At 40.2% G+C, this 12932-nt stretch carries 12 protein-coding genes; 10 read left to right on the forward strand and 2 right to left on the reverse strand.

Annotation, left to right across the window (positions count from 1 at the left end; genetic code table 11):
* The first annotated feature begins 10 nt into the window (after positions 1–10).
* Positions 11–364: a DUF1428 domain-containing protein gene (locus ACUR5C_RS04840; protein WP_454467232.1), complete on the forward strand. Its 354-nt coding sequence runs from the start codon at positions 11–13 to the stop codon at positions 362–364.
* 181 nt (positions 365–545) lie between these two features.
* On the opposite strand, the gene ACUR5C_RS04845 is transcribed toward ACUR5C_RS04840, so the two are convergent.
* Positions 546–968 (reverse strand): DUF3718 domain-containing protein, encoded by a 423-nt coding sequence (locus ACUR5C_RS04845; protein ID WP_454467233.1) that lies wholly within the window; start codon positions 966–968, stop codon positions 546–548.
* A gap of 376 nt (positions 969–1344) precedes the next feature.
* Between ACUR5C_RS04845 and dusA the strand changes: the two genes are divergently transcribed.
* The 7 genes from dusA (at position 1345) to ACUR5C_RS04880 (ending at position 8623) form a co-directional block, all read left to right on the forward strand.
* Positions 1345–2337, forward strand: coding sequence for a tRNA dihydrouridine(20/20a) synthase DusA (gene dusA / locus ACUR5C_RS04850; protein ID WP_454467234.1), 993 nt, complete (start codon positions 1345–1347; stop codon positions 2335–2337).
* A 270-nt stretch (positions 2338–2607) separates the two neighbouring features.
* On the forward strand, positions 2608–3270 hold the full coding sequence (locus ACUR5C_RS04855; protein ID WP_454467235.1) for a PspA/IM30 family protein: 663 nt from the start codon (positions 2608–2610) through the stop codon (positions 3268–3270).
* Positions 3271–3315: 45 nt separating this feature from the next.
* Positions 3316–3528, forward strand: a complete 213-nt coding sequence (locus ACUR5C_RS04860) for a PspC domain-containing protein (RefSeq protein ID WP_454467236.1) — start codon at positions 3316–3318, stop codon at positions 3526–3528.
* Positions 3529–3710: 182 nt separating this feature from the next.
* Entirely contained in the window at positions 3711–4157 is a 447-nt protein-coding gene (locus tag ACUR5C_RS04865; RefSeq protein ID WP_454467237.1) for a copper chaperone PCu(A)C, read from the forward strand.
* A gap of 9 nt (positions 4158–4166) precedes the next feature.
* Entirely contained in the window at positions 4167–5210 is a 1044-nt protein-coding gene (locus ACUR5C_RS04870; protein WP_454467238.1) for a DUF2333 family protein, read from the forward strand.
* Between the two features lie 263 nt (positions 5211–5473).
* Positions 5474–6382, forward strand: coding sequence for a DUF4097 family beta strand repeat-containing protein (locus tag ACUR5C_RS04875; RefSeq protein WP_454467239.1), 909 nt, complete (start codon positions 5474–5476; stop codon positions 6380–6382).
* A gap of 27 nt (positions 6383–6409) precedes the next feature.
* Positions 6410–8623 carry a tetratricopeptide repeat protein gene (locus ACUR5C_RS04880; RefSeq protein WP_454467240.1) on the forward strand — a complete coding sequence of 738 codons (2214 nt, stop codon included), beginning with the start codon at positions 6410–6412 and terminating at the stop codon, positions 8621–8623.
* A gap of 53 nt (positions 8624–8676) precedes the next feature.
* Here ACUR5C_RS04880 and ppa read toward each other — a convergent pair whose 3' ends face one another.
* Positions 8677–9225, reverse strand: a complete 549-nt coding sequence (gene ppa / locus ACUR5C_RS04885) for an inorganic diphosphatase (protein WP_454467241.1) — start codon at positions 9223–9225, stop codon at positions 8677–8679.
* Positions 9226–9601: 376 nt separating this feature from the next.
* On the opposite strand from ppa, the gene ACUR5C_RS04890 reads away from it, so the two are divergent.
* Complete coding sequence (locus ACUR5C_RS04890) at positions 9602–11650, forward strand: sodium-translocating pyrophosphatase (RefSeq protein WP_454467242.1); 2049 nt, start codon at positions 9602–9604, stop codon at positions 11648–11650.
* Positions 11651–11853: 203 nt separating this feature from the next.
* On the forward strand, positions 11854–12921 hold the full coding sequence (locus ACUR5C_RS04895) for an Hpt domain-containing protein (protein WP_454467243.1): 1068 nt from the start codon (positions 11854–11856) through the stop codon (positions 12919–12921).
* The last annotated feature ends 11 nt before the right edge of the window (positions 12922–12932 follow it).

Genomic DNA, 12932 nt, shown 5'->3' on the forward strand with positions numbered 1-12932 from the left:
GGAAATACGAATGTCCTATGTTGATTGTTTTGTTGCCGCTGTAGAGTCAGAAAATAAACATAAATATATTGAGCACGCAAAGATTACAGCTGCAGTGCTTAAAGAAAATGGTGCGCTTGAGATTGTCGAAAACTGGGGCGACGATGTGCCACAAGGAGAGCTAACATCGTTACCTTTGGCTGTTAAAGCTCAACCAAATGAAAACGTGGTTTTTTCTTGGGTTGTGTGGCCTTCAAAACAAGCTCGTGATCAAGGCTGGAGCGCTATGATGGAAGATCCAAGAATGTCGCCCGAGATAAATCCAATGCCTTTTGATGGAAAACGCTTAATTTTTGGTGGGTTTAATACCATTCTTAAAAGTTAATACAATTTCAAGTCAGCAAGCATAAAATTGCATAAGCAAGGGCCAAAAAAAAGCCCATGTTGAGGAAACATGGGCCAAACAATCGGGTTACTCAATCAAAAAATGAGCGGCGTTAGCCGCTCTTTGCTTCGAGAGGAGCTAACTCCGCGACAACAAACAGGTTAATTGGTATTTAGGGGCATTAAAGCTTTGAATTAAACAAGTCTAAAAATGCTTGTTTACTGGCATCTCCAGCAGACACTAAACCTTCGGTCCATTGGATTATATTTTTACCATCAGACTCTGGAGAACTGATGTTGTCTGAGCCTATCTTGGTTGCAATAAAAGTGGCTGCTTCCATAGAGCCAGCAGTAGTTGCAGTTCTTAATAAACTGCCTGATCCGCAATTAATACCAGCGTATATGTTACGTAATCGTATTTTGGCAGAACGCAATTTTTTGCGCATGCCTGATCTGTCGTCGGTTTTCGCAGCTTCACATAGACTTTCTGCAAGTCGCTGCAAATCGTTAGCTTGGGTGACCGGAGAGTAATTTAAAGTTGCTATAGTTAAAGAGGCAAATAGTGCGCCTTTAAGTGTTTTGTTCAGTGTAGTACGAATTGTCATATGTTTGCTCCTCATATAATTAGAGGCCGTATTATCAGCCAATAAAGAAATTCCTTGATCCTGCGCAACCATAGTTAAATATTAATGGTAAAACGTTTGCCAACCCTGACCTTCAAACTTGACGTATTTGGCTTATTTTTAAGCTTCTTGAACGAAAAGTTTTATTGATACCCCTATAATCGGCTAGTTTTGTGATTCCTTTACTATTATTTTGCAAATTAAGCGAAATATTTAAAAATACTTAGAAAAAGCCTAAAATTTAAAGCCTGTTAGCTTGTTTTGCCAATATTATTGACTAGCTAAACGATTTGGATCTGCAAAATAGCGGCTATTCTGATAGAATCCTGCCCAAATCGACATTTTAGTTAACCACGCCTTGAATAAAACTCCGCTAAATCGAGCAATTTGTATTGCCCCCATGATGGATTGGACAGATCGTCATGATAGATTTTTTCTACGCCAAATAAGTCAACATGCTGTTTTATATACAGAAATGATAACTACGGGCGCCATTTTACATGGCGACAGTGAGCGTTTTCTGAAATATCATCAACAAGAACATCCATTGGCAGTGCAGCTGGGTGGAAGCAATCCAAGTGATTTAGCCCAATGTGCGCTTATTTGTGAAGATTATGGCTATGATGAGATCAATTTAAATGTGGGCTGTCCGTCTGATAGAGTGCAGTCTGGCAAAATTGGTGCCTGCTTGATGGCAGAGCCAGAGTTAGTGAGAGATTGCTTAGGCGCAATGGCAAACCGGGTTGAGGTTCCAGTTACGGTAAAACATCGAATTGGAATTGATGATTTAGATTCTTATGAACATTTACATCATTTTGTCAGCACCGTTAGTGAGTCGGGTTGTTCAACGTTTATTATTCACGCAAGAAAAGCCATATTGAGCGGTTTAAGCCCTAAACAAAATAGAGAAGTGCCGCCGTTAAAATATGAAATTGCTTATCAATTGAAGCGAGATTTTCCCAACTTAGAAATTATTCTTAACGGTGGTATCAAAAGTTTGGCTGAAGCTCAGCAGCATTTAAATAGCGTTGATGGCGTGATGATTGGACGAGAGGCCTATCAAAACCCCTATATGTTAGCGGATGCGGACCAGATGTTTTATGGTGCAACCCAAGCGCCATTGTCTCGAGAGCAAGTAGTAGAGAAAATGTTGCCTTATATAGAGCATGAGTTAGCTAGCGGGGCGAGACTTCAACATATTAGTCGGCATATGCTAGGCCTTTATCATGCTCAACCGAGAGGTAAGTTATGGCGCCGTTATTTAAGTGAAAATGCCTATAAGGCCGACTCTGGTCTAGAAGTTTTGCTACAAGCAGCTGCCTTGGTAAGCGCAAAAGTATTAAATGAGTAAGTTTAGCTGAGTCAAGCTGTGCTGCAACTTCGCTTTTTTACTGAGGCTGGAGTTGACGAAAACTTCGTGAATTTAACCACTCAAATATTTCAATTTATTTCTGTGAATGCTGGCAGTTTTGTTAGCTTGCAAATTATTTTTCTATTTTTCTTTTATATTCAATCAATTAGTCCACTTATTCAAATTCTGGCACGAACTATGTATTAACTAATTTAAGCGCACATTTTTTGATGAGTGTTTTAAATAATTGTGAAACTAGAGAGGAAGCCCATGAGTGTATTTAAACGTTTTTCAGATATCGTTAACAGCAATATTTCAGCGATGTTAGATAAAGCTGAAAACCCTGAGAAAATGCTGAACTTAATTATTTCAGAAATGGAACAAACTTTATTTGATGTAAGATCAACCTCGGCTAAAACCATAGCCGATAAAAAGCATATGCAACGTGCTCTAACTCAATTAGAAAAAGAAACATCCTTGTGGCAGGAGCGAGCAAAAAAGGCGCTAGCTAAAGAGAGAGAAGATCTTGCTAAACAAGCGCTAATGGAAAAGCGACGAGTTGAGCAAGCCATTACAGCCCAAACCAAAGAGTTAGACGCTTTAGAGCAAGCGCTTTTGCAACTTGATCAAGACCTAAGCATGCTACAAGCAAAGTTAAATGAAGCGGTAGCGCGTCGCAAATCGTTAGTCGCCCGACATGAAGTTGTCACCAAAACGGTTCAACTAAGGCAAAAATTTGATGACAGTGTGATTAATGAAGCGATTCATCGTTTTGACCGATTTGAAGCGAAAATGGATAAGCTAGAAGCGCAAGTTGAAGCTTTCGATTTAGGGCGTAATGCGAGTCTAAGTGAACAGATTGACTCGCTTGATAAAAATGAAGTAATTGATGCCGAGTTAGCTGCGCTAAAACAAAGATTAAAAGCAGGGTAACTTTGTAGAATAGTAAGGTAACTTGACTGAAATAAAGGAGTAATTATGAGACATTACAATGACCATCGCTATACCACCCATGAATGTCACTGTGGCAATAGAGCGCCTGCGGAAAAGTTGATGGGCGTTTGCGCGGGGATTTCTCATCAATTTGGATGGGATGTGTCTTGGGTGCGAATTGCCGCGATTATTTCGCTGCTAGTTTTCACCGTGCCGACTTTTATTGCATATATTGTTGCCGGTGCTTTTATTTATTAAGCCAACGCTTATCCGCGCTGAGTAACCCTCGGCGCTTTTTATTGGCTCATGCCTAAAGTTTAGGGTGTTTTTTTGGCTTCTATTTTGTGACCGTTACCTAAAATTCTTTAGTTTAAAATAATGAGTATGTTCAAATTCTTGTTATACTAACGACTCTTCTTATGCTACGGATTTACACAGAAATGAAGTTTTATACCCGAGTCAGTTTACTAGTGCTTTGTTTTTTATTTGTTTTACAAGTTAAAGCCAGCCCGGCAAGTCCTGCTAACTTACCCCAAGCGATAAAGGTTTCTGAGGTTGTTATGCCAAAGTTACCAGAAGTTAGTCGAACCGCTGCTATTTATTTGAATATTGAAAATTTGACCGACTCTGCTATTACTTTAACGGATGTGGACACTAGCGCTGCACGGCATGTCATGATGCATGAAACCAAGCAAGTAGAAGGTGTTTCTAAAATGCGTCATCATGATAGTATTATTATTCAACCGCATTCAGTCCTTGAGTTTAAACCAGGGAGTTACCATATTATGTTAATGGGTTTAATTAAGGAAAAAATGAATCAGCCATTTAAACTCAAGCTTTCATTTAAAGAGCACCCAAGTATTGATGTTGTTGTTACCCCCAAATAAAGGAAGAGAATGTTGAAACTTTGGAACAGAAAAAAAGTAGAGCAAGCGCCTCGCGAAAGCCTTGGCGAGTCTAAGTCGGTTTCGATGCTAAAGCTGACTATTTACAGCTTATTAGGTATATCGCTAATTCTCTACTTTTTAGGCGTTTACTGGAGTTATGAGCCTGAGGCTTTTGATGTGACTCAATTAAGTCAAAGAGCCAATAGTTCTAAAAAAATAGTTGGCGAAACAACGGTTCTCACCACTAAAAAAATAGCCCAAACCCTACTGCAAAAGCCGGGTGGCTATTTAAGCAATGATGTTATTCCTCCTTCGTTATTTTTAGATAATATTCCGTCTTGGGAGTTTGGCGCATTAGTGCAAGTGCGTGATATGGTTTCTGTATTACGTAATCATATGAGCCGGTCGCAGTCTCAGTCATTAGAAAATATGCGCTTAAAAGATGCTGAGCCTTTGTTTAACAATGACCATAAACTCTGGCTGTTGCCGAGTGCAGAAAGTAAATATGAGAAAGGTATTGAGTTATTAACTGCCTATAGTAATGACTTAGTCAGTGTTGAAAACAGCGACGCACAGTTTTATGCTCGCGCTGACAATTTGAGCGAGTGGCTTAATCTAGTAGAAAAGCGGCTAGGTGGATTGTCGCAACGATTAACCGCATCGGTTGGGCAAGCAAGAGTAAATACTGATTTGTCCGGTGATTCAGCTGCAAACCAGTCCACTCAAACCAGTTCAAACCTTTTGGTTAAGACGCCATGGTTACAAATAGACAATAACTTTTATGAGGCTCGCGGTGCCTGCTGGGCTTTAATTCATTTGTTAAAAGCCATCGAAGTTGACTTTGCGACTGTGCTAGAGAAGAAGAATGCTGCAACAAGTTTAGCGCAAATTATTCGAGAGCTAGAAGCAACCCAAGATACTCTATGGAGCCCTATTATTCTTAACGGTAGCGGTTTCGGGTTAATGGCAAACCACTCCTTAGTGATGGCTTCTTATATTTCTCGTGCAAATGCTGGTGTGATTGATCTGCGCGAGCTACTTAATCGCGGCTAACTAGCCATTGCTTAAATCAATGCTCTCATTGTAAGGCCTGAATTGAAGGGCCTTACAAACCGCAGCTTTCCCTATTGTTCAAATAGGCTGCGCCTACCTTTAAATATCAGCTTACAATCTTATGTGGCAATCGCTTTTAAAACTGTTTAAAGTTATTTTAGGAAATTTGTTTTTTGGCTGACAGGCAGTCTATTAATCCAAATGAGATTAATTTTTAAGTGGATGTTCCGAGCCGTCGACTAATTAAAAGTGAGTAATCAAATATGTTAAAACTTTGTTTAAAATCAATGTGTTGCCTTCTACTAGGTATGGCTGGCATAGTGAATGCGGGAGACAAAGTTGACCAAACGCTAGCAGCACAAGAAGGTGGCCTTGTCGAAATCCATAACATACGCGGCAAAATTGCATTACATGGCTGGAACAGTGCGCAAGTCCAAGTTGTTGGCGAGCTAGACGATTTAGCAGAGGAATTTGTTTTTTTAACCCAAGGCGATACCACTTTAATTAAAGTTAAATTACCGCAGTCTTCTAGTTATCATAATCGTGATGGTTCTAACCTCACAATTAATATTCCTAATAACTCTAAAGTTAAATTTATTGGTGTAGCGACTGATATTGTTGTTAGCGAGATCAGTGGTGCGGTGAGTATAGAGTCTGTCAGTGGCGACATAAAGCTTAACGCAGTAAAAGGGAATACTTTTGTTAATAATGTGAGCGGTAATATTAGCCTAGCGAACTTAGAGGGCGAACTCGATGTTTCTACCGTAAGTGGAGATATTGATGCCGATATTAACTGCCCTAAAGCGAAGATTAGGGGAGTTACATCGAAAATGAACTTAAATATAAAAAATATTAAAAACCTCGATGTTTCTAATGTGTCTGGTCAAACTGGGCTTAAAGGGACCTTGAGTGAAGAGTCGAATGTAAAAATGCGTAGCGTTTCTGGTGAAACAACCATGATTGTTGAGGAGGAGCTAGACGCGCAGGTATCGATTGAAACAGCGCCTGGAGGCGAAATCAATAATCAATTTAATTTAGTAGAGCCGAGCGAAACTTTAATTAAGTCTTATAAGTTAGATTTTAAATCAGGCGCAGGCAAAGGCAGTATTAACTTAAGTACTGTAAATGGTGTTGTTCGGTTGCAAAAGAATAACGTGAAGTCTGATAAATAGTTGACTGTTTAATTTAGGATATTTTTTGTGTCTTTATTTTGGCGAGAGTTTAAACAACGAAAGACATTTAAAGTTGCAACATTTTATGCTGCAATTAGTTGGGGACTTATTCAAATTTCGGATGTTCTCATTCCGGTTATGAACGGTCCTGATTGGCTATTGTCGTCAATGGTATTAATTGCCTTCTTAGGCTTTCCGGTCGCTTTGATCATAGGTTGGAGTATTGATTTAAAAAACTCTAAGGCGCTGTCAGCAACCACTCAGACAAATCAGTCGCTAGTTGCGCGCTTTATTGAATTAGGTGTAATTTCATTATTTGGTTTGAGCGCGGCATTTATTTATTATAACTCAGCAACCGAGCCGGCAATAGCAAGCCAGCAAAGTAATCAATCAAGTCTCGCAAATCTGAACGAGGCAATTGCTCAAAGTCAAAAAACAATTGCGGTGCTTCCATTCACAAGCTTTAGTGACTCAAAACAAGATGAGTATTTTGCTGATGGACTTTCAGAAGAGCTTTTGAATGTATTAGCGCGGCACAAGAATTTGCGAGTTGTTGCACGTACTTCTTCCTTTCAGTACAAAAATACCAAGCTTAATATTCGCACGATTGCGCAAGAGCTTGGCGTTCAATATATTTTAGAAGGCAGTATTCGTCGCTCTGGCGATACCATTAGAGTGACTGCACAATTAATAGATGCGCAGGTTGATGGTCATATTTTTTCGCAAACTTGGGATAGAAACTTAGAGCAAATTTTTGAAGTACAAGATGAAATTGCTGGTTCAGTTTTTAACGAATTGAAAGTGCGTTTATTTGGCGAAACAGAACGCGAATTAGCTGATATTAGTACCAAAAATATTACCGCGTTTGCAGAATACTCGAGAGGGCAAGCCTTTCTGCGTAATCGAGTCAAGGGCGACTTTAATGAGGCAATACAAAGTTTTAAAAATGCGCTTGAAAGTGATCCTGAATTTAGCGATGCCATGGCAATGTTAGCTCAAACTTATTTGCTCCAAGCAAGTTACGGTTTACTGGATATGCAGCAAGCACACCAACTTGCTTTACCACTATTGCAGCAGTCATTAGCGATAGCGCCACAGTCAGCGTCTGTACATGGCGCAACAGGTTTGTATCATTGGCAATTGGCAGAGTATTCTAAAGCGCCTCAACAGGCTTTTGATAGTGCCACTTTTCACTTGGCCAAAGCCATTCAATTAAATCCTTCTTTAGCTGAGCCTTATATGTGGTATGGGTCAATTTTACAAAGCCAAGGAAATTTTGAAGAAGGCGTAAAGCTTCATGCTAAAGCCTACCAAATTGATCCTCGGGCTGCAGTGGTTGGCTTTAACCGTGCTCAAGACTTAGTTAGAATGGGACAGTATAAGGAAGCAATGGAAGTTTTTAATGCGGTGGTTAGAAACAACCCTAATTATCCTAATGCCTATACAATTGCTGGCGATGTGAGTTTTGCAGTAGGTCAGCTCGATCAAGCTTATAGCATGTTTAAACGTGCTACCGAGTTAAGCGGCAGCCAACAAGACTGGTTAATCTACTCCACTAAAATATACATTCCATTAGGCCTGTTTGAGTTAGCGCAAAATAACGTTAATCAACTCAAAGATAAAGCTGAAGCTATGTACAAAGAAAAATTTGATTGGCTTCAGGCAAGTATTTGGTTAGCAAGTAATGACTTAGCTTCGTTTCATTCCTGGACGCAAAGCTTTAACGAAGATGAAGGTGATTGGTCAAAGCTTTTGTGGCGTGGACTTGCGCATATGCAACAGGCCAACTGGAAGTTTGCAATTAATGATTTAGAAAAAGCGTTACAGCTAGCTAAAACTAAAAATCAGCATCGAATTGATGCGGAAACAATTCGGCTACAATTGTTTATTGCTAAGTCTTATCAGCAGCTAGGCGAGCAACTCGATGCTAACAATTATTTAGAAGCGGTGGCAAATGAGTTACAGGAGTTAACTCAGCGAGGATATAGAAACCAAGTGATAACTTACCAAGAGTCTGCGCTTCTCGCTTTGCAAGGCAAAAATGATGCAGCTTTGTTAAAGTTACGAAATGCCGTTCAGTCGGGCTTTATAGAGTTTTGGTGGGCTAAATCCGACCCAGCTTTTGCGAGTTTAAAACAACTGCCAGATTTCAAATTGATTGAAGATGAATACACAATTAAAATTAAAGTACTTCAAACCAACATTGAAAGCCGCTTTGGTCAGCTAGCCAGTACTTTTTAGGCAAAAAAAAACGGTACTAAAGCGTACCGTTTTTAATCATTAGAGCCATTCAACTAGAATGCCGGTTTAACAGGCTCATCGTCGTAACGTTTAACGCTATCTAGAATTTCTTGTTTGGCTTCGGCTGCGTCACCCCAACCTTCAACTTTAACCCATTTTCCCGCTTCTAAATCTTTATAGTGCTCAAAGAAGTGTTGAATTTGGTTAAGTAATAGCTCTGGTAAATCGCTGGTTTCTTCAACACCTTGATAAACAGGTGTTAACTTGCGAACTGGAACAGCTAAAATTTTAGCGTCAGTACCAGACTCATCAGTCATTTTTAAAACCCCAACTGGACGGCATTTTATTACTGAGCCTGCTAATAGTGGAAATGGCGTAGGCACTAATACGTCTACTGGGTCACCGTCTTCTGACAGAGTATGCGGTACATAGCCATAATTAGTTGGGTAGTGCATACAGGTAGCCATAAAGCGGTCAACGAAAATTGCGCCTGAATCTTTGTCTACTTCGTATTTTACAGGATCTGCGTGAGCAGGGATTTCAATAATAACATTGATTTCTTCTGGTAAGTTGTTTCCAGCAGGTACAGTATTTAAGCTCATAATTGGTTACTTGTGTGATGGTTAAATTTTGGTCGCGTATTATAACGATACTGCACTGCAAAATAAACCGCCTATAAAAAATAATTAAATGCCCTATAAATCAATAACATAAAATAACTTTTTTAGATGTATTTACCTCTACAGGCTTTATTGCTATACAGGTAATAGCAAATCAAAGTACTAGGCACAATACTGGTGCTATGTTGCATACCTTTTTGGCTCTTGGGGATCGCTAGTTTTATATTATAGATTTGGAGTCAAAGTAGTTGGTTTACCCGTTAAGCAATTTGTTTAAAAAGTAAAAATCACTAAAACCACTTAGCAGCTACAACATTAAAAACCGCTAAGTGCTTTTTAATTTAACTTTGGGGGAAGTATGACCAATCTTGTTGCAGTACCGCCAATATTAGGCGTCTTAGGCTTAGTTGTCGCACTCTTTATTTATCTTATCATTCAAAAATACTCAGGCGGAGAGGGGAAAACCGCTAAAATTGCGCAAGCAATTCATGAAGGCGCGATGGTCTTTATGCGCAGAGAATACTCTATTTTAACCATTTTTCTGGTAGTGCTTACCATAGCGCTGTATGTCGGATTTTATATCAATAATGGCGCGGCCAATGCTTGGCAAACACCTACTGCATTTGTGGTAGGTGCCTTAAGTTCAGCGATTGCTGGCTATATTGGTATGTTTACCGCAACTAGTGCCAATGTGCGCACTACAGTTGCTGCTGCAGAGAAGGGCGCATCGGAAGCGTTAACTGTTGCATTTTATGGTGGCTCTGTCATGGGGCTAGCAGTTGCGTCTATGGGGCTGTTAGGTTTAGGTGGCATGTATTATGTTTTTGGCGGTAATCCAGAACACGCCGATGCTATTCACGGCTTTGGTATGGGGGCTTCTGTTGTCGCTTTGTTTTCTCGTGTGGGTGGCGGAATCTTTACCAAAAGCGCCGATGTAGGTGCAGATTTAGTTGGCAAAATTGAAGCTGGAATACCTGAAGATGATCCGCGAAACCCAGGAGTGATCGCTGACAATGTTGGTGATAACGTTGGCGATGTTGCCGGAATGGGCTCAGATATTTTCGAGTCTTATTGTGGCTCTATGATAGCAACCATTGCCATTGCTTCAACCATGGCGAGTGCAACTGTGTTGACTTTAACCGGGGGCGATAACCGAGAATATTTAATGTTTGTTCCGCTAGCTCTCGCATCTGTTGGTTTACTTTGCTCTATTTTGGGCATTGTTATTGTCAAAATGGTGTCTTCTTCTGAGCCTGCCAAAGCATTAAGAACTGGTACCATTGGCGCGACTCTGCTGCTAATAATTGCTGCATACTTTTTGATCGACTGGATGGGTTTAAGTATTAATATTTGGTTATGTGTTATTTGCGGGGCTGTTGGAGGAAGCATTATTGGTCTCGTTACTGAATATTATACTGGCGGAAAGCCCGTAAGAGACTTAGCGAAAGAGGGTGAAACAGGTCCTGCAACGGTAATGATTGCCGGACTTGCTGTAGGTATGGAGTCCGTCGTCATTCCAGTATTAACTATTGCCGGAATTATTTGGGCAAGCTCTCAGCTTTTAGGCGATGCCGGCGTATATGGCGTGGGAATATCTGCGGTTGGAATGCTGGCTACTGTAGGTATTACTATGGCCATTGATGCTTATGGTCCTGTGGCAGACAATGCCGGGGGAATTGCCGAAATGGCTGATTTAGGCGACGACGTTAGAGCGATTACCGATGGTTTAGATGAAGTGGGTAATACCACGGCAGCAATTGGTAAAGGGTTTGCGATAGGCGCAGCTGGACTCGCAGCGCTGGCAATTATCGCGGCCTATATTGAAACTGTCACTTTAAATGTGCCAAACTTTTCACTGCAGGTTAATAATCCCTTAGTATTAATGGGTATGTTTATTGGTGGCATTTTTCCATTTTTGGTTTCTGCTATCACAATGCGAGCTGTTGGTAGCGCGGCATTTGATATGATTAAAGAAATCCGCCGTCAATTTAAAGAAATACCTGGTCTACTAGAGGGAACCGCTGAACCGGATAATGCCAAATGCATTGATATTGCAACCAAGGCGGCTCTGCAAAAAATGCTTTTACCCGGTGCGCTTGCGGTAGCTGCGCCCGCGGTTGTTGGCTTTGGGCTAGGACCAGAAGCATTGGGAGGAATGCTATCGGGCGCGTTAATTACTTGCGTTTTACTTGCGCTCACCATGGCAAATGCTGGCGGTGCTTGGGACAATGCAAAAAAATATGTTGAGTCGGGACACTTAGGCGGAAAAGGCTCTGATGTGCATAAAGCTGCGGTGGTTGGTGACACTGTAGGCGATCCCTTTAAAGATACCTCTGGGCCTGCTATGAATATTTTGATTAATGTTATGGCTATTGTTAGTTTGGTGATAGCACCATTGTTAACTTAAAAAGTAGCGCTGCGCAAGTGGCCTGTGAATAAAAATAACCTTAGCAAGTTATAGCTGTTTGTTTAGAAAACTAAAAAAAGGGTTCAAATGAACCCTTTTTTTTATGCGTTAATATAAATTCAAATTAAAGTTAGGCATAATTGGGGCCGTTAAGTAGTCTATTAATCAATAAATTTAAACGCTGATATAAGGAAAAAAAATTTTTGAATAGTAATCCATGCGCTGCATTTACTGAACTTGATGATGAAATTAAACAAGAGTTTTTTGAAGATGTTCAAGCAGCTATCAAAGATATTAATGAATGCGCTTCGTCACTAGAGTCAAGCGCAGACGTTCAGGTTATTGACCGTATGTTTAGAGCTCTACATACGGTTAAAGGCAATTGCAAAATGGTCTTTTTAGAGCCTTTTGTGAACGTGAGTCATAAGCTGGAAGACCTATTCAGTGATATTCGAAACGGCGAAATTGAGTACCAAGCAGAGTTTGGTCGCTTCGCTATGCATGTTGTAAATCAAATAGAAATGCAAATTATTAATACGCTTGAAACTGCACAACCTAATTTAGAAACGCTAGATAGTCTTGAGCGACTTATTGATCGCATAGAAACCGCTGAAGCAGCGCAGAGGCCAACAATAGCCGCAAAAGCCTCAATTGCGATACAAGATGGGCACTTTAATTTAGATTTAGTCGTACTGGACCAAGAGCATGGTCGAGCATTTAGTTTTAGCGATGCAACTGATGCCGAGTTTTTTGATTTTATTGTAGATAAAATGATTAACGTTGATACTCAGTTTGCGTTAAAGTTTAAAGTTGCCGAAGCGCTGGCGAAAAAAATTAACGCTAAGCTTGGGCGTTCTATCGATGAACAGCAGCTTGTGGCCTGTTTAACTTTTATTGCTTTATCATTGCGCGTTTCTAACTCGAACAATATTCAAATAGAACAAATTATGTTGGCCTCTGGAATTCTAAATCGTATGAGTGGATGGGGAGTTGCCGCAGATGTTTGTATGCAAGTTTTAGAAAAACATGACGGCACGGGTTTACCGCTTGCGCTGAAAGATGATGAAATTATGCCCGCAGCGCAGGCAATTTCACTAGCTTTAGTTTTCGCTGATTTAGTTTATAACAATTTCAGTAGTGGTTATAAACAATCCTTGTTCAACGCGGTTAAACAAGTAAACAGCTTAGCTCATACCCACTTCAAACAGCGTTTAATTGAGCGCTTTAATAACATCATAAAAACTGACTACTTAACTCATCAAATGTGGTAACAATTAACCCC

The organism is Aliikangiella aequoris (genome assembly GCF_053709105.1).